The sequence below is a fragment of the Streptomyces sp. So13.3 genome (assembly GCF_005860785.2).
Taxonomy (GTDB): domain Bacteria; phylum Actinomycetota; class Actinomycetes; order Streptomycetales; family Streptomycetaceae; genus Actinacidiphila; species Actinacidiphila fildesensis.
The window spans coordinates 8,992,663-9,013,267 of the sequence record NZ_CP048835.1 but is presented as its reverse complement, the minus strand read 5'-3'; the positions used below and the strand labels follow the sequence as shown (position 1 = coordinate 9,013,267).

Here is a 20,605-nt window from a genome sequence, read left to right as displayed (position 1 = left end):
CATTAACCTGTCGCCGCCCGCCCGGCATTGGCCCGTGGACGTACGTCCCTGGGTGGAACCGGCCGTGCGATTGCCGTCCCTGGCCGCATGACCGGGGGTGGGTGTCCCGGCAGGGTTGCTCCTGTGATCGAAGTCAACGAACTCACCAAGCGCTACGGCGGCAAGACCGCCGTCGACCAACTGTCCTTCGCCGTGCGGCCTGGTCAGGTGACCGGGTTTCTCGGCCCCAACGGAGCGGGCAAGACCACCACCCTGCGGATCATCCTCGGCCTGGACGCGCCGACCGGCGGCACCGCCACCGTCAGCGGCGTCCCCTTCCGCAGCCACTCGCGCGGACTGCGGCACGTCGGTGCCCTCCTCGACGCCGGCCAGGTCCACGGTGGACGCAGCGCGGTGGCCCACCTGTCCGCCATCGCCCGCAGCAACGGCATCCCGCTGCGCCGGGTGGACAACGTGCTGCAGGAAGTGGGGCTGGCCGACGTGGCGACCCGCCGCATCGGCGGGTTCTCGCTCGGCATGAAGCAGAGACTGGGGATCGCCACCGCCCTCCTCGGCGACCCACCGGTGTTGATGTTCGACGAGCCGGTCAACGGTATGGACCCGGAGGGCGTGCTCTGGATGCGCCGCCTCTTCCGGCGCCTGGCCGCCGAAGGCCGCACGGTCTTCCTCTCCAGCCACCTGATGTCGGAGATGGAGAACACCGCCGACCAACTCGTCGTCGTCGGCCGGGGCCGGCTCATCGCTGCCGAGTCGGTACGGGACTTCGCGGCCCGCAGCACCCGCCTCAGCGTCGTGGTGAGCACCCCGCGCACCGCCGAGCTGGCGGCGGTACTGACCGCCGCAGGCGCGTCGGTCGAGGTGGAGGGCGCACCGGACGCCGACAAGCTCGCCGTGACCGGGTTGCCGGCGGACCGGATCGGGGCACTCGCCTTCGACAACCGGATCCTGCTGAACGAGCTGACCACCCGGACCGCCTCGCTGGAGGAGGCCTTCATGGAACTCACCGCCGACAGCGTCGAATACCTGGCAGGACAGCCCCGATGACCACACTCACCACCGTCCCCCCGACCACCTCGGCCGCACCCCTCGCCGAGCCGCCCGCCCACTTCCGCGACCTGCTCGCCTCCGAGTGGATCAAAATACGGTCCCTGCGCTCGACCCCGTGGACGCTCGCACTCACCACCCTGTTCGTCATCGGGTCCGCCGCCGTCGCCGCCCTGGCGGAGAACAACACCCTGAAGAAAATGAGCCCAGCGGCCAGGACCGACCAGGGGTTCATGGTGTTCGACGCGTTCCCGCCGGCCGGCTACATGACGCTGATGCTCGTCGCCGGAAGCATCGGTGCCCTCACCGTCGTGAGCGAATACAGCAGCGGCCTCATCCGCACCACCACCATGGCCGTACCGGCCCGCGGCACGGTGGTGCTGGCCAAGACGGTCGTCACCGCCGCGCTCTGGACCGCGGTCGGTACGGTCATCTCCACCGGTGGTTTCCTGGTCTCCCAAGCCATCCTGAACACGAACCACGCCGGGGTCCCCCTCACTCACCCGGGTGTATTCCGGGCGCTGGCCGCATCCGCGCTGCTGGCCCCGGTCTGCGCACTGATCGGCCTCGGCTTCGGCGCCCTGATCCGGCACAGCGCCGCCACCGTGGTCACCAGCGTCTTCACGCTCCTGATGCTGCCTCCGATCTTCTCGCAGAGCGCCCACTGGTCCGCCGCCGTCAGCCACGCGATGCCGGTCACCGCCTGGAAGCGCCTGGTCCAGAACTGGCCCCCGGATCCGCACTCCCTCGCCTACAGCGCCACAGTCCCCGGTTCCTGGACCGTGTACGCGCTCTGGCCGCTGATCGCAGTCGTCCTCGCGGTGACCGCCGTGCGACACCGCGACGTGTGACCGTACCGCCGGGGCACGCGGACCGGCCGGTGGGGCAGGGTCCCGGTGCCACAGGACCCGAGTGGCGCAGGGGCCCCAGTGGCACAGGGGCAAGGCCTCGAAGCTCTCCGCAGGCGGCTCCCCGCGCACAAAGAGCTACTCTTCGCATGCATGGCGTAACTTCATCTTGCAGTGTCATTGAGCAGAGAGGAGAGCAACGATGCACGCCTCAAAAGGGGACCGCCTCGTCATGCACGGGCGCGTCGTAGGCCAGCACGACCGAGTCGTCGAGATCGTCGAGGTACTCGGCCCGGACGGAACGCCGCCCTACCGGGTGAGGGCCGAGAACGGCCATGAAACCATCATGACCCCCGGGCCCGACACCATGGTCGACCATCAAGAGTCGTCCGACTGAGCCTGCCCGATTCACGCCGCACCACCCCGAGGGGCCCGTCACCGGCGGGCCCTTTCTCGCATGTCCCCGAGCGCTCACGGATGGCCGCCGCCCATGCCCGAGGGTCAGTACATGCAGCGGCTCACCCCGGCCCATCCACGCGAGCTAGAAAAGATCGGCCGGCGATGTCGAGATCCTGTGTCCGGCTCCGTCCCCGCGGTGAAGGCGACCACAATGGTCGCACCAGTACCGAGGAGAACCACGATGGCCAAGTACCTGCTGCTGAAGCACTACCGAGGCGCCCCGGCGTCGGTCAACGACGTGCCCATGGACCAGTGGACGCCCGAGGAGATCTCGGCACACGTGCAGTACATGAAGGACTTCGCGGCTCGGCTGGTGAAGACCGGCGAGTTCGTCGACAGCCAGGCGCTCGCCCCCGAGGGAGCGTGGGTCCGCTACGACGGCGAGGGGCGCCCGCCGGTCACCGACGGCCCGTTCGCCGAGACGAAGGACCTCATCGCGGGGTGGATGGTGATCGACGTCGACAGCTACGAGCGCGCCGTCGAGCTGGCCGGGGAACTGTCGGCCGAGCCTGGCGCGGGCGGGAAGCCGATCCACGAGTGGCTGGAACTGCGCCCGTTCATGAGCGCCGAGCAGCACACCATCACGGAGTGACCACAACGATGGACGAGGCCCTGCTCCGGAGCCTCACACCGAGCGTGCTCGGGATCCTCGTCCGCCGCGGAGCAGATTTCGCGGCGGCCGAGGACGCCGTGCAGGACGCGCTGGTCAAGGCCATGAGCGTCTGGCCGGCCGACCCGCCGCGGGACCCGAAGGGCTGGCTGATCACCGCGGCCTGGCACCGGTTCCTCGACGCGACGCGGGCGGACGCCGCCCGCCGGCGGCGTGAGGACGTCGTCGACGAGGAACCGGCGCCGGGACCCGCACCCGCGGTGGACGACACGCTCCAGCTCTACTTCCTGTGCGCCCACCCCTCGCTCACGCCGTCGTCGGCGGTCGCGCTCACGCTGCGCGCCGTCGGCGGGCTGACCACCCGCCAGATCGCCCAGGCCTACCTGGTGCCCGAGGCGACCATGGCTCAGCGCATCAGCCGGGCCAAGCGCACCGTCTCCGGCGTGCGGTTCGACCAGCCCGGCGACGTCGCCACCGTGCTGCGCGTCCTCTACCTGGTCTTCAACGAGGGCTACTCCGGCGACGTCGACCTCGCCGCGGAAGCCATCCGGCTCACCCGGCAGCTCGCCGCCGCGATCGACCACCCCGAGGTGGCGGGACTGCTCGCCCTCATGTTGCTCCACCACGCCCGGAGCGCCGCCCGGACCGCGCCCGACGGCAGCCTGGTACCGCTCGCCGAGCAGGACCGCGGCCGGTGGGACACCCGGTCGATCGCCGAAGGCGTCGCGATCCTGCAGGCGGCCCTCGTCCGCGACCGGCTGGGCGAGTTCCAGGCCCAGGCGGCCATCGCGGCGCTCCACGCCGACGCGCCCACCGCCGAGGAGACCGACTGGGTGCAGATCGTCGAGTGGTACGACGAACTCGCGCGCCTGACCGACAGCCCGATCGTCCGGCTCAACCGCGCGGTGGCCGTCGGCGAGGCCGACGGACCGCGCGCCGGCCTGGCGGCGCTCGTCGCACTGGACGACTCCCTGCCCCGCCACACCGCGGTGGCGGCCTACCTCCATGAGCGCGACGGCGATCTGACAACCGCGGCACGGCTGTACGCCGAGGCGGCCCTCAAGGCACCCAACCTCGCCGAGCGGGACCATCTGACGCGCCAGGCCGCCCGGCTCAACACCCACCGGCGGGACTGACGGGTCGGCCTCGGATTCGCCCCGCCGGCCCGGGCAGCGCTGCGCCTACGTCGCCGGCTCGGGGGATCACGTGCAGCCGGTCGGCCGCCGCGTCGTACGCGATCGGGTCGCCAGGCTGCTGGAAGTGGACGGCAAGTCCGCCGCCCATCCGATAGGCGTCGAGGCCGGCCCGGCAGTAGGCCACCATCGGCGCCGCCAGGGCATCGAACGGGTACCAGTCCATCGCGTCGCACACGGCGGGTTCCCTGACCCGGGGTGTTCCCTGCCAGCGCCGGACTTCGAAGAAGAGGCCGATGCGGGCGCTCCCGCCGGGGCTGCGGTGGTGCACGGTGACGGTGGCGCGGACGTCGACAGGATCGATGAGTACACCGGTCTCCTCCTCCGACTCGCGGATCAGCGCGGTGACGACGTCCTCGTGCGGTCCGTCCAGGTGGCCTGACGGGAGGTGCCAGAGTCCGGCCGCGTACACCGTCCCGGCCCTGCGGGACAGCAGCACCTCCGGCCCGCCCTCTCTGTCGCGGCGCAGGATCAGGTGGACGTCGAGTGGCTCGGTGTGCCGCTCCCCCGCGCTCACTTCTCACCTCCGGGCAGGCAGTCCCGCTTCGCGAAGCGTTCCACAGCCTTGATCGACCGCGCTGGCGTTCGTCACCTCTGTCACCCTTCCAGCAGCGGACGCAGCTGGGCATAGGCCCAACCGTTGAGCTGGGTGGGGGTCGTGGTGACCAGGTCGCGGGGCTGCTCCGGCACCAGGTCGCGTGATCCGGCGGCCATCCCCACGATGCCCTCCACCGCCGACGGAGGCAGGCCGGCCGAGCGCATCGCGTCCCGCGCCGCGTCGTCGGTGACGGGGTTGATGTGGACCGGGTGCCCGAGCGCCTCGGTGAGGATCTGTGCGACCTGGTTGAAGGTGAGGTCCTCCGGCCCGTGAACGGCCTGCACCACCCGGCCCTGCCATGTGTCGGTGAGCAGCCGGGCCGCGATCACGTCGCCGATGTCGCGCGGATCAACCCACGGCATCGGGTGGTCGGGGTCGAACGCCGTGGTCAGAACGCCCTTCGAGAGCCCTTCGAGGTCGAGCAGCAGGTTGGTGAAGAAGTACGCGCACCGCAGATGCAGTACATCCGCTCCGGTGGCATCGAGTTGTTCCTCGATCGCGGCCAGGGCGTCGATGTGTCCGGCCCCGTGCCGCTTCTCCGCCCCGATACTGCTCAGCAGCACCACCCGCGCCACATCACCCACCTGGGCGGCCTCCACCAACGGCGTCGCGGTGCGCACCGAGACCTCGATCGGATCCTCCACCGCGTGAGGAGTGGGATCCACCCACAACACCGAACGCGCGCCCGCCACCGCCTCACGGACGAACCCGGCGTCCGTCAGATCACCCTGGCGCACGTCGACCCGCGCTCGGGTCTCCTCATCCAGGCGGGCAGGGTCACGGACCAGAACGCGCGGACGAACGCCCGCCTGCAGCAGTAACCGCACCACGCGCGATCCCACGTGTCCGGTCGGTGTGGTGACCACGATGCTCATCGAAATGCCCCTTTCCTGCACAAAAAATTGCGATCGATACACTCAGCTCCGTGTGACCGCAGTCGCCTCACGGGGCAAGCCCGCACCCGCGAACCGGCCCCTTGCGCACACGGACCTCCAGCGGTGGGAGCCTGCCCGCCAGACGCGCATCCATGACCGGCGTTCGGAACCTCGGGGCGAAAGTGCGGCCATACGCGCCCAACCGGGCTCGGCTGATAGGACGCGGGTGACGGCCCTTGTTCAGGGCCGGTTCGGGTCAGGGTGCAGCACCACGAAGAGCGACCAGGCGGGCGCGGTCGGGTCGTCCGGGCGGCCGGCGAACTCGTCGAGGAGTGCGTGGAGCCGGGCCTGGAACTGCTCCATCTCCGCCGGCGGCAGGCGCAGCCCCAGCCGGGTGCTGTCGACGTCGGCCGCGGGGGCCAGGGCCAGCTCCTCCAGGAACGCGTCGAGCATCGACCCGTCCTGCGCGGCCGCATCGAGCCGCCAGGACTTCTGCGTCGCCAGATACGGGATCTCCCGCGCGCCGCGCGCGCCGCGCCGCTCCTCCTGGGCCTCCAGGAAACCGGTGCGCACCAACGTCCTGGTGTGGTGCAGCACGCTGGCGGGATCGCGGCCGAGAATCGCCGCGATCTCCTTGTTGGTGCGCGCCCCGCCGAGGCAGATGCGCAGGATGCGCAGGCGGAGGGCGGAAGCGAGCGCCTTCGCCTCCTCGTCGGTGGCCGGCCGGCGTTCGGTCATGGTCGACATCCTACTGAGACGCCGGAAGAATAAGTGATTGACAAACCTCAATCACTTCTTTCAAGGTGGTCCCCATGACCGCTCCCGAGACCAGTCCCGGCCGGCCGCCCAACCGGGGCGGACTGTGGCGGCACGCCGACTTCCGCCGGCTGTGGGCCGGCGAGACCGTCAGTCAGTTCGGGACGATGGTCAGCCAGTTGGCCCTTCCGTTGGTCGCCATCCTGGCGCTGCACGCCAGCACCTGGCAGGTCGGGGTGCTGACGGCGTGCGAGACCGCGGCGTTCGTCGTGGTGGGCCTGCCGGCCGGCGCGTGGGTGGAGCGGATGCGCTTCCGCTCGGTACTGATCGTCAACGACCTGCTCCGGGCCGCCGTCCTGGCCTGGGTCCCGGTGGCACAGCTCCTCGGGGTGCTGACGATCGAGCAGCTGTACGTGGTCGCGCTCACCACCGGGGTCTGCACGGTCTTCTTCGACGTGGCCTACCAGTCCTACCTGCCCCAACTGGTCGACCGGGAGCTGCTGGTCGAGGGCAACGCGAAGCTCCAGGCCAGCGAATCGGTCAGTCACATCGCAGGCCCGAGCCTCGGCGGCGCGCTGATCCAGGCGCTCACAGCGCCGTACGCGGTACTCGTCGACGCGGTGAGCTTTCTGTGGTCGGCCGCGTGGGTGACCCGGATCAAGGTCCGGCCACCGCGCCCCGAGCGCAGCCCCGACGCCCACTTGCTCCGCGAGATCCGCGACGGCCTGCGGTTCGTGCTCAGCAACCGGATGCTCCGCGCCATCGCCATGTGCACCAGCTCGGCCAACCTGTTCGGCTCGGTGATCTCCGCCGCCTTCTACGTGTTCCTCGCCCGCCAACTGCGGCTCTCGCCGGGAGTCATCGGCCTGCTCACCTCGACCGCGGCGGTCGGCGGCCTGATCGGCGCGCTGGTGGCCGGACGGTTCGCCGCGAAGGTCGGCCAGGGCCCGGCCATCTGGATCGCGAGCACGGTCGCCGGACCCTGCGCGCTGGTCACCCCGTTCGTACAGCGTGACTGGACGGTGGGGCTGCTCGCGGTCGCGCAGATCGCGATGTGGATGGGCATCGTGGTCTACAACATCAACCAGGTCAGCTTCCGGCAAGCGCTGTGCCCGCCGGGGCTGCTCGGCCGGATGAACGCGACGATGCGGTTCCTGGTCTGGGGCACGATGCCCTTCGGGGCGCTGCTCGGCGGCCTGCTCGGCTCGACGATCGGCGTCCGCGGCACGCTGCTGGCCGGAGCGATCGGCCAGTCGCTCACCTTCCTGCCCGTCTTCCTGTCACCGCTGCGCCGCATGCGCGAACTGCCGTCCTACGGGGAGGAGCCGGCGACCGAGGGTGGCACTGCCGCCGGCTCGTTGGTGCCGAGCAAGCCCTGAGGAGAAGGTGAGTACCTGTCTCGGCACCACCAGCGCGGCCGCCGCCCGGTGCGCCGATGACCTGTGGTCGCCCTCCGGTATCCACGGCGCCAGGATGTGAGAGCTGGCGAACGTCGAGCTGTCCTCGACGACGTCCATCACCGGGACCGGGTCGATCTCCGTTCAGCAGCACGAGCCGCCGAATATCCGGTCCGGCGCGGCCGCTCCTCCGGGGAACATTTCCTTCGGCCGAAATGCCCATAACCCGTAGCCCGTACTGGCTGTGGACGGAGGAACGGCACGCCCTGAGATCCGTCCAGGTCAGCCGACGCGCTCGATCCGGGCCTTACGGATGAGGAACTTGCCGGGCTCGCGGACCTGCTCGAAGGCCGCGTTGTTGAGCAGGGCGCAACTGCCGGACGTGGAAGCGACCTTGATGGTCGTCGACTTCTGGTTGTCGAGGTTGGTCACCTTGAGCGTGGTGCCGACCGGGAACTGATTGCTGGATGCGGCGGGGACGCCACCCTCACCGGAGAGGGTCACCGTCGATCCGACGCAGACGACGTCACCCACGTTGGTCTGGTCACCACCGGCCTGGTCAGCGCCGGAAGGCTGTTCCTCGGCGGGCGGCTCTTCCGCGGCCGGAGGCTGCGCCTCCGCCGGCGGCTGCTCCTGGGCCGGCGGCGCGGCAGCTTCGCCGCCTCCTGTGACCTCGCACCCGGAAGCCGCCTGCATGCGGTTGATCTGCTGGATGACGGCCTGCCGGTTGGCGATGCGCGCCTCGGACTGGGCATCGGGTTGGGCGCGCTGACCTGCGATGAACTGCTCGTTGTTCTGGAGGGCGGTGGTCAGCCCGTCGCAGACACCCGATGCCTGGCTGGTGCCGGTCATCACCACTGCCGTACCGCCGATCGCTACGGCGGTCCCGATGAGCAGAGCGATCTTCTTCTTCGTGGTGAGCGTCTTCTTGCGTGACACGTGGGACTCCTGTGGGGTCGGTTCCGTGTGACGCTAAGTACGAGTAGCGGTTCCGGTTCTTCTCAGCCGACTCACCACAACTTCCTTAACTTTCCTTAAGGTTGTGGTGCCCCCGATGCGAATGCGCTCACACAACGGCGCGCCCCTACGACCTTCGGGCGGCGAGGCCGCTGGCTTCCTCCCGGTTCCTCGGTCAGTTCTCGGGGAGCGGCGGTTGCACGGGTTTCAGTCCGTCCAGGGTGAGGTCGAGGAGGCGTTCGGCCTGCTCTCGCTGCTCGGGCCTGGCCGAGGTGAGGGCGATGCCGGCGAGGGCAGCGAACATGTCGGTCGGGCTGATGTCGGCCCGGATCGCTCCGGCAGCAGTGCCGGCGTCCATGAGGGCGGTCAGGGCGGCTTGCATCATCTCGTGACTGTCGGCACAGGGATTGGTTCCCGAGGCGACGACGGCTCGCAGGGCGTCCGCCATGCCGAACTTGGCAGTCGCGTAGTCGATGAAGCGGCGGGTCCACGCACGCAGAGCCTCGGGCGGCGACATCTCCGAGAGGCGACCAGGGACGGCGTCGCACAGCCGGGCCACTTCATTGCGGTACGCCGCCTCGATCAGTGCCTCCCGGGTCGGGAAGTTGCGGTAGAGGGTGCCGGTTCCCACGGCGACAAGTTCGAGTGCTGCCGGAGCGTGCGTGCGCAGGAGGTCGGGGGCCCAACGGGAGACGTCACCGATGTTGTAGCCCGTCAGAGCGCGATTGTTCTTCCACAGCCCCAGGATCGGCAGGTTCAGGTCGGAGTGGCGAGCGGCTTCACCGTAGACGGCGACGCGACCGAAGGGAGCCAGTGTGTCCAGGCTGGCCAGGCTGGCCAGGCGCGTGGGTCCGCCGACCGGATCGAGAATCACGTCCACGCCCCGCCCGCCGGTCGTGTCCCGCACCGCGTCGGGAAAGCCGTCGCGCCGGAACACCGCGTCGTAGCCGCGACGCTTCGCGTACTCGGCCTTGTCGATGCTGCTGACCGTGCCGTACACCGTGGCCGCGCCGAGGGCACGTGCGATCTGGGCGGCGACGGAACCCACGCCTCCTGCCGCCGCACGGACCAGGACGGAGTCGCCGGCGCGGAGCCGCGCCGCCTCGGCGAGAATGCCGTAGGCCGTGGGCAGGACGAGTGCGGCTCCGCCTGCGGTCTTCAGGTCGATCTCGCTCCCGCAGGCGTGCTCAGCGGAAAGGCGAAGCGGGCTGGGGCGACCGCGTATTCGGCGTAGCCCCCGCCTTCGGGAAGGTACACGGCGACGGGGTCCCCGACGGCGAGTCCGGTGACACCCGCGCCGACCGCGGCTATGTGCCCGGACGCCTCCATACCGGGGATGTCGAGCGGGTCGGCGGGCCGAAGTCACCGAGGCGGTGCTGCACTTCGGCGTAGTTCACTCCTGCGTAGGCCACGCGGACGAGCACTTCTCAAGGGCCGGCTTCCGGGGTCGGCACCTCGATGGTGCGCAGAACCTCGGGCCCGCCGTTGACTTCGCATCCGATTGCCCGCACGGCATGTCCTCCTGTGATCGTCCTGCCCGTGGCAACCCGGGCTCGGATCTCCGGTTTTCCCACGGTTACCGCTGCTCCCGCGGGTCTTGCTGTGGAGGTTCAGGGAGATCCGTTGAGCTGTCCGGCCGGAGGCGGCCGGCCGCCACGTGCCGTTGGAGTCTCTGACTGATGAGCAAGCGGCGGCGTGCTGACGGCACCTGGAGGAGTCGACGGGGCCTGGGGAGCAGATGGGGAGCACAAACATCTGCGGTTCGCGCTCATGACGCCCGCAATACGATGATCCTGGCGGGGAACGATCCTGGTAGGAACCGAGAGATCTGGTAGGGGCATGGGCACGATGCACGCGGACGAAGCGGAGACCGACGCCGACCTGGTTCGGCGCCTGCTGCGTGCGCAGTTCCCCCAGTGGGCGGACCTGCCGATCACCCGACTCGCCTCCGGAGGCACCGTCAATGCCATCTACCGGCTCGGTGAGGACCTGACCGTACGGCTGCCACTGCGCCCCGGCGGCGGCGAGGCCATCGCGATGGAGGCGCGGCTACTCCCCCGGCTGGCACCGCTGCTGCCACTGCCGATCCCGGAAGTAGTGGCGACCGGCACCCCGGGCGAGGGATACCCCCTGCCCTGGGCGGTACACCGGTGGATCGACGGCCGTAACCCGGCCGAAGGTGACCTGGCCGAGCCCGAGCTCGTGGCCCGCTCCCTCGCGGAGTTCGCAGTCGCCATTCGCACGATCGATCTCCCCGACGGCCCGCCCGCGCACCGGGGCGAACCGCTGATCGCCGAAGACCAAGAGATGCGGGCGGCGATCGAGGCGCTGCGCCGCACCGACGAACCCTTCGACGCCGACGAGATCGCCGCGGCCTGGGAGAAGGCACTCGCGGCACCGCTGTGGACTGGCGCGGCCTGCTGGACGCACTCCGACCTCATGCCGAGCAATCTGCTGCTCGCCGGCGACCGCGTCTCGGCAGTCATCGACTTCGGCACCGTGGGCATGGGCGAACCGGCCACCGACCTCATCCCCGCCTGGAACCTGCTGCCCGCCTCCGCGCGGCGGGTGTATCGCGAAACGGTGGACGTGGACGACGCGACCTGGGCTCGCAGCCGGGGCTGGGCGCTCTCCATGGCAGTCATCCAACTGCCCTACTACCGGACGACCAATCCGATCATTTCAGCCAACGCCCGACACGTCATCCGGGAGATCCTCGCGACCTCCGCATAGCCGCCGACCACCTTCCCGCGCACGACATCGCTGCCCTCAGCGCGCCCCGACGCCGTCTGCACCGCACCGTCGCATTCTCCAACGAACCACGCTGTCGCCGGGATCTCCGGGAGCAGCCAAATCCCCGTGCACGATGCCCTGCCCGGGTCTCACACTGCGAGCATGGATGCAGATGCTCTCAGCCCCTCCGTCGTCCCGCCTTCTCTTCAGTCGAGTGAGTTGCTGGGGTTTCCGCCTGATGCCCGACTGCTGATCGTCAACTGCGATGACTTCGGGATGTACCCCGAAATCAACACCGCGGTCGTCGAGTCGATCGAGCAGGGAATCGCCAGTTCCTGCAGTCTGATGGCCCTGTGCCCGTCGGCACCGCACGCCATGCAACTTCTCGGCCGACGACCCGGGATGGCATTCGGCATCCACCTCACCTTGGTCTGCGAGGTGACCCACTCCCGGTGGGCACCGATCACCGCGCGAGAGAAGGTGCCCTCCCTGCTGAACAAGGAAGGGGAGCTGTTCGCACCGACGCCCGCCGGACGGGCGACCCTGCTCGGCCAAGCCCGGCTTGACGAAGTCGAACTCGAGTTCCGCGCACAGATCAATGCCGTCGCCGACCGAGGACTCACGCCGACCCATCTCGATTTCCATTGCCTGGCCGACGGAGGTCGCGATGACATTCTCGACCTGACCGTAGGACTGGCTGCCGAGTACGGCCTTGCGGTGCGGGTCTGGCTTGCTCCCGGGCGTCGGACGGTACGGAGCCTAGGCCGGCCGGTGATCGACAACGACTTTCTGGACAGCTTTTCCCTCGACATCGCGGGAAAGGCCGCCCGATACGAACAGTTGCTGCACGATCTGCCGGCCGGCCTCAATGAATGGGCGGTGCATCCCGGCCTCGGCGGCCAGGAGTCACAAGCGGTGGATGACGGCTGGCTGGTGCGCCGAACGGATCATGAGTTCCTGACATCGCCACAGGCCTATGAAGTTCTCCGCGAGGAGGGAATTGTGGTGATCGACTACAGAGCGATCCAGCAGGTCTGGTCCCGGAACACCGGCCCTTGATGCGCTGACTCGCTCTGCCGCCCGGGAGGACGGGCCCATGGAAGTGAGTGCGGTTCACTTGGTCCCTTTCTGAGGCAGCGTCAGCCCTGGGACCGGGGATGTTGCGCCGCCCGTGGAGTGTCGCCGGGCCGCTCGTGCGCGCTGTGCAGTTCTGCTCCCGTGGTCATTGGTTCGGCCACGTTCCGAGTGCGTGGGCGAGCAGGTCGCCCTGGTCTCGGTTTCTGAGCGGCATTGCGGATTCCGAAGTCAGGATTCCGAAGGAGGAGAAGTGCTCTCGGACGAGGGCCGGAAACAGCTCGCCCGCGATCTACGTAGCCGCTGACCCGGCAAATTCGGCGGCCTCATCCGATGCCGGGTGTGAGCCTGCCGGCGACCTGCTCCGCCGTACGGATCGACGTGGACGGCAGGTGCTTTTGTCCCACTCTGGCGGACAGAAGGGCAATCGCCGAGCCCAGTGTGAGCCTCGTCATATGACGCACGCCACATACGACTCCGGATAGTGGTCGATTCTTCCAGTACGCCTGGCGAGGATATGGCGGGAATCGGTTGCGGTTTCAGCGGCCAACGATGCCGATTAGTAGCAAGGGTGGTTGCTGAGTCGTTTTACCTGACGCTAGACATCTCCCCCAACCGAAGAGTGCGCCCGCAGAACTTCCGTCCCATTTCTGCCCGTTGAGGCCACTCGCACACCCGGAGAGATGGGGTCAGTCATGGGCAAACACGCCCGGAAACGACCGAATCGGACTCGCGTTGCCGTCGTTGCCACCGCGTCGGCTGCCGCTGTGACGGCGACCATCGCCTGCACCGTGCTGCCAGGAACTCCGGAGGCCGATGCGCAGAACGCGTCCGCTTCGGATGCCGCGCTCGGGCGCGACCTGGTGCCCGCGAACCACGTCATGGCTCAGCAGGCCGGCATCGCCCGGCAGAATCTGCAGACGGCCGAGAACGAAGCCAGGGCCCGCTCGCAGGCGCAGGCGGCCGCACGGTCGCAGGCTGAGGGCCGCAAGAAGGCCGAGGCCATCAGAAAGGCCGAGGGCGCCAGAAAAGCGGAGGCCCGGGCCAAGGCCGAGGCTCGCAAGCGTGCCGAGGAGGCCGCGCAGAAGCGTCAGGACTCCGCAGAGCGCGCCGCGCGATCGCAGACGCCGAAGCCCACTGCCAGTGCGAAGCCGACCGCCGGCGCGTCGGCCACACCCTCGGCCGGCAACTACACCGACGACCTCGACGGCTGGATCAAGGAATCGCTGGCCGTCATGGCCGCCCACGGCATACCCGGCACCTACGACGGCATCTACCGCAACATCATCCGCGAGTCCTCGGGCAACCCGCAGGCCATCAACCTGACCGACTCCAACGCCGCGGCCGGCACCCCGTCCAAGGGCCTGCTCCAGGTCATCGACCCGACCTTCCAGGCCTACCACGTCGAGGGAACCTCGATGGACATCTACGACCCGGTCGCCAACATCACCGCCGCGTGCAACTACGCGGCCGCCAACTACGGCTCGATCGACAACGTCGACTCGGCGTACTGAGCCCGGCGCATTCGCACCCCCCGGGCTCGGGCCGCACGGCGGTTGCTGTGTGGCCCGGGGTCGTACGGGATGGGGCGCCCTGGCGCTTCATGCGGGACTGCCCGGCCATGGGATCCGGGTCAGGCGGCGGACCAGGAACCTTCGTCGTCAAGGGCCCGGTTGGAGGCTTCCGTGAAGGTGCGGAAGGCGGTGTGGAATCCGGTTTCGATCGACGCGTAGTCCGAGGTCCGGAGCGACTGCCGCGAGACGCCGGCGATCCGTAGGGGCATCTCCATCCAGATGTGGACGCGGTCACCGACGGCTTCGGCCGCCGCGATGACGTCGTCGGGGCCTTCGATCGATATGACCGAGCGGGCGCGCAGTAGCTGAGCATGCGCGGCGGCGGCCTCGCCGTGAATGAGGGCGAGGGCCGCTCGCGTGTCGCCCGTCTCGGCGATCTCATGGATGCGAGCCACGATCTCCATGAAGGTGTAGAAGCACGCGGCGTACGCCGCGTACGCACCCCTGCGGGAGTCCCGGCGGACCCGCACGTGGTCCGCGAGTCCTTGCTGTTCGAACTGCGCCCGCTGCTGCTGCAGTTGGGTCAGCACGCCACGGAGGCTCAAGCGCACCGTGACGAGGGCCGCCGCGGCAGCACCCGCCGCACCGATGACCGCGCCGACGAGTGCGGCGACCCCCTGATCCATGCAGGCAGTCTGACCCACCGGGCATTGCTCCGTCAGGGGCATCGAGGAGAAGCCCGACATCCGCTCCGCCCCACCACTCTCGCAGTGAAACCCCCTCGACCTGATGGCCTCCTTGACGAGACCCTGGGGCATGGAGTTCTTCTGCTACCACCGCGACCGGCCCGACTCCGTAGCGCTGCGCGACGAGCTGCTGGAAGAGCACTGGTCCTATATGGACCGGTACGCGAAGGAGCTGATCGCCCGCGGCCCGACTCTCGACGGCGACGGCGACACACCCACCGGCAGCATGCACATCGTCGACCTTCCCGATCCCGCCGCCGCCCGCGCGTTCGCCTTCGACGAGCCCGGCTACCAGGCGGGCGTGTACCGGGATGTGCTGCTGCGACGGTGGCGCAACGCGCTGGGGCGCACCATGTGGGACTTCCCCGGCGGCCGGACCGGTGGCAACCGGTACCTGGTGCTCGGTCTTGGCACGGGGCCTGCCGCCGACCTCGCCGTACCGACCGACCAGGACGAGCTGATCGCCTACGGGCCACTGCTGTCCGACGACGGCGACACCTGGTTGGGCACGGCGGCATTGGTCCGGGCACCGGACCCGGACACGGCCCGCGCCGTCCTGACCCAGGACCGGTACGCCGATATCGAGGTGCACAACTGGCAGTTCGGCGGACGGTCGTCCTGACCCGGGGACGGCCAAGGGCGCCGGGTGTGTTCAGTGACCGCTGAAAGGTGTTAGTGATTCAGCTTCGAGAACACCAGGTTGAAGCGAATTCCCGTATCCGTACGTGGTTGGGGTTTCCTGCACCGTCGGCCGTGCCCGTCAACGGTGCTCGAGCCACGGTCGTGTCCGCGACCGGATCCGGGAAGACCTACACGGCCGCGGCTGCCGCACTGGACTGCTTCCGGGACGGCCGGATCCTGGTCATGGTCCCCACGCTGGACCTGCTGGTGCAGACCGCCGCCGCGTGGCGCACCATCGGCCACCGCGGCCCGATGGTCGCGGTGTGCTCGCTGGAGTCGGACGAGGTTCTGGAGCGGCTCGGGGTGCGCGGCACCACGAATCCGGTCCGGCTGGCCTTGTGGGTGGGATCCGGTCCTGTCGTCGTGTTCGCCACGTACGCGTCCCTGGTGGACCGGGAGAGCCCGACGGACCCCGAGGGCCTTCGGAAGGCGCGAGGGCCCTGGAGCTGGAACTGGCGCTGGCAGGTGGCGAGTTGTTGTACGGGCAGGCCATGGCCCCCTTCGACCTCACGGTCGTCGACGAGGCCCACGGAACCGCGGGGGATCTGGGGCGGCCGCGGGCGGCGATCCATGACCAGAGCCGTATCCCGGCCGACTTCCGTCTCTACCTGATGGGCATAGCCGGGGACAAGCCAGCTCTCGTCCGTCCCGAACCGAAGGTCCCGCTCAGCTGGGCGCCCAGCTGGACGATCAACCGAGGATGAGCGGAAGTCTCGCGGCCAGCTCGCCCAGTTCGGCCTTCTCCTCGTCGGTCGGGGCACGCCGTCCGGTGCCGACCAGCAGCGCGTCCGTGTCGCAGAACGACGCGGGGAACGCGGCCCCGGCGATCTTCTCCAGCATCTCGCGGGACCGTGCGAGCCCCTCCGCGGGCGGTTCCGCCGCGTCAGAGAGGTGCGCGACGAGGTCGAGATGGTGCACCGTCCATTCCAGGACGTAGACGGAAAGGTAGTCCGCCACGGTGAGGACCTGGTCGCGGGTCGCGACCCGAAGGCCCAGGTCGGCGAGTTCCGCGGCGCGGCCGGCGGCGGAGCCGACGTCGTCGAGATGGAACTTGAGCAGCCACGGCTCCCCGTACGCGGCGGCCAGCCGCACGGTCAGCGCGTCGAGCGGGTCGTCGCCGGTCGGCGGGGTATCGGCGACGTCCCAGTAGGTCACCGCGTCGCGGGTCGGCTCTGTTTCGGCGGGGGTGACGAGGGTGATCAGAACGTCCTGGGCGTCGATGACCAGATGGCACACCAGGTCCTGTACGAGCCAGCCGGTACAACCGGACGGCAGTGCGAACGCCTCGTCCGGGAGTTCGGCGACCGCCGTGCGCAACGCCGCCCAGGAGCGTGAGAAGAGATCCACATAGGCACGGTAGTGGGGTGCCGCAGTGGCGGACAAGGGCATTTCTGCCTGTCGTCGCCGCGTGGAATGGGTGGTGCGTTTCACGCGCTATCCGTCGCCGGTGCCGAGGAGCCGACAGTGACCTCGGATGGTCGGCCCGCGGTGGGCAACGGCAAGGACCGGCTTGACCCTGACGTGCGGGTCAGGGGTTAGCGTCACCGCGCCCCGGCTGCGGACGCTTCACGTTCCGCTGCCCCGACCTGCCCACGGAGCTCGACCATGACCGCATCCCTCCCCCGCACCGCTCGCGAAGTCCGCCTCGCCGCCGTCCCTGAGGGACTGCCCACGCGAGAACACTTCACCGTCGCCACGACGCCGCTGTCCCAGCCCGGTCCGGACCAAGTCCTCGTCAGGAACCGGCACTTCCTGGTCTTCCCGGGCCTGCGCACCCTCATCGGCGCAGACGGTGACGACCTGCCCCTCCCGCCGCTGCGCAGCGGAGACACGCTCTTCGGTCCCGCCGTTGGCGAGGTGGTGGCCGCTCCGGCCGACAGCCCGCTGCGCACCGGCGATGCCGTTGTCCATATGCTCGGTTGGCGGGATTACGCGCTGGTGAGCGCAACCGACTGCACCCCTGTGGACGACACGCTTCCCGATCCCGTCGCGTACCTCTCCCCCGGATCGGCCGCCTACGGAGCACTGACCCGGCTCGCCGACGTCCGCGCGGGGGACATCGTCCTCGTCACCGGAGCAGCTGGGGCACCGGCTCGACCCCGACCTTCTTCGGCCCTGGCACGGGCACCGACTACCTGACCATCGTCGACAACGCCGCGCCGACCGTGAGTCTGCTGGTCTACCGGGCGGCCACCGGAGAACCGGTCTGCTCGGTGCCCGTGCTCAAGGCGGGCGGCAGCGGCAGCGAGAACTCCCCCATCGCCGCCGGCAACTCCGTCTTCGTCGCCGGCACCTACGGCTACCCCTACCCGAAACTCCCCGCCGACGCGGGCGCCGGCGTGCCCGCCTCCGACACCTTCTACGGCGGCTTCTCCCGCGTCGACGTCCGGGCGGACGGCTCGGGCTGCGACCTCACATGGGACAACAAGGTGCGCTCAGCAGCGGTGCCGCGCCTGTCGACCAGCGACGGGATGATCCACACGGTCATCCGGAACCCCGTCATCCCCGGTACCAACGGAACCTCGATCCTCGACCCCTACTACTACGGCGAGATCGACCCGGAAACCGGCAAGGTGGTGCGCACCAAGTACCTGGGCGCAGGCTTCATCTTCGACACCCTCCAGATGGCCGGAACCATCGCACCGGGCCGGGTGGTGCTCCAGGGGACGACCACAGGGGTGCTGCGGATCACTGCGCAGTAGAGCGTCGCGAAGCGTCCGCCGGCAGGCAACCGGAGCGGCGCCGGCCGTTGATGTCCATGCCCACGATCAGCCGCGGTCGAAGCAGTGCGATTGGCCGATGGCCGTGAAGCCGTGGCGCTCGTACCAATGACGCGGCCAGTCCACCGCGTCGGCGGTCAGGAACCGCGTATCGCAGTCCGCGTCGGCGGCCCGGCGCAGGGCGGTGGCCAGGACCGCGTTCGCGTATCCGCGCCCGAGGTGGGCTTCCGAGGAGATCAGGTCCTCGATCTGGGCGACGCCTGATGCCGGATCCAGATAGAGATCTGCCCAGGAGGCGACCTCTCCTCCCTCCATGCGGGCACCGATGAACTGCACGACGTCGGCGCCACGGCGGCGGGCCTCGCGTCGGTCGACGAGGTGGCGGATGACCTCGTCGTCGACGTCCGGCAGGAAGCCCCGCCAGCGCCGGGTGAGCGGCAGGCGAAGTGCGTCGAGGTCCACCTCCTCCGCCCGGCCGTCGGCCGGCACCGAGCCGGTGTGCAGCATGACCAGATGGGTGGACTGGGTGTATCCGGCCCGGAGCAGCGGCTCTGCGCACGCTGTCCCGACCGCGTCGTCGAGCACGGAGATCATGCGGTGCGGCAGATGCGCCAGCGCCTCGTCGGCGATGGCGGGCAGCGCCTCGGGGTCGACCGACGACTGGTCGATGACGACCTGGTTGTTCGCGCGGGAGTGTGCGAAAGCGTCGTCCAGTACGGCGAAGCCTCCCGGGAGGGAGACGGTGCGCGCAGCCTGACGCCGGGCGAAGTCCGACAAAAAGGCGTTGATCCGCCGTAGTTCTGAGCTTGCCATGGGGGGAGCCTACGCAGCCGGGGTCCATGACCACCTCCGAATTATCTCGGCCGGCGGGCTCCCGCCCCACCCGAGCCCCCTGGCCCAGGCCGACTGCGAGGCGACGGAAGGCCGCTGGACGCTGGTCTTCACCCGCGACCTGCGCCACCCCACCGAGAAGGTGTGGGCCGCGCTGACCGAGCCCGGGCAACTCGCCGCCTGGGCGCCCTACACCGCCGACCGCGATCTCTCGGAGACGGGCGGCGCCACGATCACGATGATCGACGACGAGAATCCGCAGGACATGGCGGCCGAGGTCGTGCGCGCCGAACCGCCGGCGCTGCTGGAGTAGACCCTCGGCGCCGAGCCAGCAGCAGGGCGCAGGCAACAGTGCCGAGCGCCACCGTGGCGAGTCCTGAGCCGCCGAGCGTCGCTCGCGGGCCCAGCGCTGTCGTGAGCGGTCCGCCGAGTGCTGTGCCGAGCGGCGATGCGGTGAGCAGCGCCGCGCTCCGGGCCGCGAGCATCGCGGTGAGGTTCTGCGGGGGCGACTTCTCCTGCATGAGCGTCACCGAGAGGGCCACGAACGGTCCGTAGACAGCGCCGCCGAGCGTGAAGCACGCGACGGTGACGGCCGTCGGCACGTCGAACCCGAACGGCAGCAGGCAGAGCCCCCAGGCCACCACGATAGACACGGTCACAGGCCACAGTGGTAGCCGGCGCAGCGCGCCGACCGTGAGCCCGCCGAGCAGCGCGCCGATGCCGAACAGCATCCAGTAGAGGCCGAGGAGCGTTCCCGGTGCGTGCAGGTCGGCAGTGACGTGGAGCGGCAGGGCGACCTCGACGGGACCGTACAGGAGGTTGAAGAACCAGGTGAGCGTCAGCAGCCCGAGCAGTTCGGGGTACGACCGCAGCACCGCGAGCCCACCGCGGGCGGCCGCCTGGTCGACGGGGGAAACGTGCCCCGACGGCGGCAGCCGGGTGCGGACGACGAGCACGGCGAGGAACACGTAGGTGAGAGCGTCCAGGCCGAGCACGAGCGCGGAGCTGACGTACGCCACCAGCACACCGGCGATCGCCGGCCCGGCGATCGTGGCGGCGAAGCCGAGCGAGCTGACGAGGGTGTTCGCGGCGAGTCGCTGCTCGTCGGGGAGCAGCTCGGCCAGCAGGGTGTACTTTCCCGCGCTCCCCCACGCGTGCAGCAGCGACGAGACGGCGAGCAGCCCGAGGTAGAGCGGCAGCGTCAGCAGCCCGGCGAGCCACGCCAGCGGTACGGCGCCGAGGAACACACCGCGCACCACGTTGTCGGCGAGCAGCAGCCGTTTGGCCGGCATCCGGCGCAGACGGCGACCGAACGCCAGGGCGCCGATCACGCCGGGCAGGGTGTAGGCGGCCACCGCGCCGCCGACCCACAGCCCCGCGGTCGCCTGCGGCGCGAGTTCGATGGCGAGCCACGCGACCGCGACGAAGCTCATCCCGTCCCCGAGATACGAGACCGCGAAGCCGAGGATCAGTCGCCGGAACACCTGGTGGGCGAGGACCGGCCGGTAGGCGTGGGGGACGAGGCGTCGGAGCGCCAGGGGCACCTTGTGAGGTCGCACCGGAGATCGG

The 20,605-nt window shown here is 69.8% G+C and carries 20 protein-coding genes and 5 pseudogenes; 14 read left to right on the top strand and 11 right to left on the bottom strand.

Annotation, left to right across the window (positions count from 1 at the left end; genetic code table 11):
* The first annotated feature begins 123 nt into the window (after window positions 1-123).
* The 5 genes from C8250_RS40275 (at window position 124) to C8250_RS40255 (ending at window position 4,097) form a co-directional block, all read left to right on the top strand.
* A complete protein-coding gene (locus tag C8250_RS40275; protein ID WP_187145177.1) occupies window positions 124-1,044 on the top strand; it encodes an ABC transporter ATP-binding protein in 921 nt (306 codons plus the stop codon).
* Entirely contained in the window at window positions 1,041-1,895 is an 855-nt protein-coding gene (locus tag C8250_RS40270) for an ABC transporter permease subunit (protein ID WP_138352033.1), read from the top strand. The genes C8250_RS40275 and C8250_RS40270 overlap by 4 nt, the downstream gene beginning before the upstream one ends.
* Before the next feature lie 199 nt (window positions 1,896-2,094).
* The gene (locus C8250_RS40265) at window positions 2,095-2,289 is read left to right on the top strand and encodes a DUF1918 domain-containing protein (RefSeq protein ID WP_138352034.1); all 195 of its coding nucleotides are present in this window, start codon (window positions 2,095-2,097) and stop codon (window positions 2,287-2,289) included.
* 243 nt (window positions 2,290-2,532) lie between these two features.
* Window positions 2,533-2,943 carry a YciI family protein gene (locus tag C8250_RS40260; RefSeq protein ID WP_138352035.1) on the top strand — a complete coding sequence of 137 codons (411 nt, stop codon included), beginning with the start codon at window positions 2,533-2,535 and terminating at the stop codon, window positions 2,941-2,943.
* A gap of 8 nt (window positions 2,944-2,951) precedes the next feature.
* A complete protein-coding gene (locus tag C8250_RS40255) occupies window positions 2,952-4,097 on the top strand; it encodes a DUF6596 domain-containing protein (protein WP_138352103.1) in 1,146 nt (381 codons plus the stop codon).
* Here C8250_RS40255 and C8250_RS40250 read toward each other — a convergent pair.
* The 3 genes from C8250_RS40250 to C8250_RS40240 all read right to left on the bottom strand — a co-directional run bounded on the left by C8250_RS40250 (window position 4,075) and on the right by C8250_RS40240 (window position 6,365).
* A complete protein-coding gene (locus C8250_RS40250; RefSeq protein WP_138352036.1) occupies window positions 4,075-4,671 on the bottom strand; it encodes an NUDIX domain-containing protein in 597 nt (198 codons plus the stop codon). The two genes, C8250_RS40255 and C8250_RS40250, sit on opposite strands and share 23 nt — an antisense overlap.
* 80 nt (window positions 4,672-4,751) lie before the next feature.
* On the bottom strand, window positions 4,752-5,669 hold the full coding sequence (locus C8250_RS40245) for an NAD(P)H-binding protein (RefSeq protein WP_331284109.1): 918 nt from the start codon (window positions 5,667-5,669) through the stop codon (window positions 4,752-4,754).
* Window positions 5,670-5,867: 198 nt separating this feature from the next.
* A complete protein-coding gene (locus C8250_RS40240) occupies window positions 5,868-6,365 on the bottom strand; it encodes a winged helix-turn-helix domain-containing protein (protein ID WP_138352037.1) in 498 nt (165 codons plus the stop codon).
* Between the two features lie 74 nt (window positions 6,366-6,439).
* Here C8250_RS40240 and C8250_RS40235 point away from each other — a divergent pair, with 74 nt between their 5' ends.
* Window positions 6,440-7,762 carry an MFS transporter gene (locus C8250_RS40235; RefSeq protein ID WP_138352038.1) on the top strand — a complete coding sequence of 441 codons (1,323 nt, stop codon included), beginning with the start codon at window positions 6,440-6,442 and terminating at the stop codon, window positions 7,760-7,762.
* A gap of 300 nt (window positions 7,763-8,062) precedes the next feature.
* Here the strand turns inward: C8250_RS40235 and C8250_RS40230 are convergent, their stop codons facing one another.
* From C8250_RS40230 to C8250_RS44160, 4 genes and pseudogenes are all read right to left on the bottom strand, one after another.
* Window positions 8,063-8,719, bottom strand: coding sequence for a hypothetical protein (locus C8250_RS40230; RefSeq protein ID WP_138352039.1), 657 nt, complete (start codon window positions 8,717-8,719; stop codon window positions 8,063-8,065).
* Between the two features lie 193 nt (window positions 8,720-8,912).
* Window positions 8,913-9,368: pseudogene (locus C8250_RS40225) on the bottom strand (TetR/AcrR family transcriptional regulator); the annotation flags it as partial.
* Window positions 9,369-9,473: 105 nt separating this feature from the next.
* Window positions 9,474-9,737, bottom strand: a pseudogene (locus C8250_RS44165) (zinc-binding dehydrogenase); the annotation flags it as partial.
* A gap of 158 nt (window positions 9,738-9,895) precedes the next feature.
* Window positions 9,896-10,066: a hypothetical protein gene (locus C8250_RS44160; protein ID WP_244809700.1), complete on the bottom strand. Its 171-nt coding sequence runs from the start codon at window positions 10,064-10,066 to the stop codon at window positions 9,896-9,898.
* Between the two features lie 519 nt (window positions 10,067-10,585).
* Between C8250_RS44160 and C8250_RS40215 the strand changes: the two genes are divergently transcribed.
* The 3 genes from C8250_RS40215 to C8250_RS40205 all read left to right on the top strand — a co-directional run bounded on the left by C8250_RS40215 (window position 10,586) and on the right by C8250_RS40205 (window position 14,058).
* Window positions 10,586-11,470 (top strand): aminoglycoside phosphotransferase family protein, encoded by an 885-nt coding sequence (locus C8250_RS40215; protein WP_198358797.1) that lies wholly within the window; start codon window positions 10,586-10,588, stop codon window positions 11,468-11,470.
* Between the two features lie 162 nt (window positions 11,471-11,632).
* Complete coding sequence (locus C8250_RS40210; protein WP_138352041.1) at window positions 11,633-12,529, top strand: polysaccharide deacetylase family protein; 897 nt, start codon at window positions 11,633-11,635, stop codon at window positions 12,527-12,529.
* 782 nt (window positions 12,530-13,311) lie between these two features.
* Window positions 13,312-14,058, top strand: coding sequence for a transglycosylase SLT domain-containing protein (locus C8250_RS40205; RefSeq protein WP_244809698.1), 747 nt, complete (start codon window positions 13,312-13,314; stop codon window positions 14,056-14,058).
* A 119-nt stretch (window positions 14,059-14,177) separates the two neighbouring features.
* Here C8250_RS40205 and C8250_RS40200 read toward each other — a convergent pair whose 3' ends face one another.
* A complete protein-coding gene (locus C8250_RS40200) occupies window positions 14,178-14,744 on the bottom strand; it encodes a hypothetical protein (protein WP_138352043.1) in 567 nt (188 codons plus the stop codon).
* A gap of 130 nt (window positions 14,745-14,874) precedes the next feature.
* Here C8250_RS40200 and C8250_RS40195 point away from each other — a divergent pair, with 130 nt between their 5' ends.
* Window positions 14,875-15,426 (top strand): YciI family protein, encoded by a 552-nt coding sequence (locus C8250_RS40195; protein ID WP_138352105.1) that lies wholly within the window; start codon window positions 14,875-14,877, stop codon window positions 15,424-15,426.
* Between the two features lie 47 nt (window positions 15,427-15,473).
* Window positions 15,474-16,096, top strand: a pseudogene (locus C8250_RS40190) (DEAD/DEAH box helicase family protein); the annotation flags it as partial.
* 79 nt (window positions 16,097-16,175) lie between these two features.
* Here the strand turns inward: C8250_RS40190 and C8250_RS40185 are convergent.
* The gene (locus C8250_RS40185; RefSeq protein WP_138352044.1) at window positions 16,176-16,832 is read right to left on the bottom strand and encodes a maleylpyruvate isomerase N-terminal domain-containing protein; all 657 of its coding nucleotides are present in this window, start codon (window positions 16,830-16,832) and stop codon (window positions 16,176-16,178) included.
* Between the two features lie 258 nt (window positions 16,833-17,090).
* Between C8250_RS40185 and C8250_RS40180 the strand changes: the two are divergent.
* A pseudogene (locus C8250_RS40180) lies at window positions 17,091-17,573 on the top strand (NADP-dependent oxidoreductase); the annotation flags it as partial.
* A pseudogene (locus tag C8250_RS40175) lies at window positions 17,558-18,187 on the top strand (hypothetical protein); the annotation flags it as partial. The pseudogenes C8250_RS40180 and C8250_RS40175, both read left to right, overlap by 16 nt.
* Before the next feature lie 66 nt (window positions 18,188-18,253).
* On the opposite strand, the gene C8250_RS40170 reads toward C8250_RS40175, so the two are convergent.
* Window positions 18,254-19,018, bottom strand: a complete 765-nt coding sequence (locus C8250_RS40170) for a GNAT family N-acetyltransferase (RefSeq protein WP_138352045.1) — start codon at window positions 19,016-19,018, stop codon at window positions 18,254-18,256.
* On the opposite strand from C8250_RS40170, the gene C8250_RS40165 reads away from it, so the two are divergent.
* Window positions 19,017-19,349 carry an SRPBCC domain-containing protein gene (locus C8250_RS40165; protein ID WP_138352046.1) on the top strand — a complete coding sequence of 111 codons (333 nt, stop codon included), beginning with the start codon at window positions 19,017-19,019 and terminating at the stop codon, window positions 19,347-19,349. The two genes, C8250_RS40170 and C8250_RS40165, sit on opposite strands and share 2 nt — an antisense overlap.
* Here the strand turns inward: C8250_RS40165 and C8250_RS40160 are convergent.
* A complete protein-coding gene (locus C8250_RS40160) occupies window positions 19,270-20,595 on the bottom strand; it encodes an MFS transporter (protein ID WP_244809696.1) in 1,326 nt (441 codons plus the stop codon). The genes C8250_RS40165 and C8250_RS40160 overlap by 80 nt on opposite strands.
* Between the last annotated feature and the right edge of the window lie 10 nt (window positions 20,596-20,605).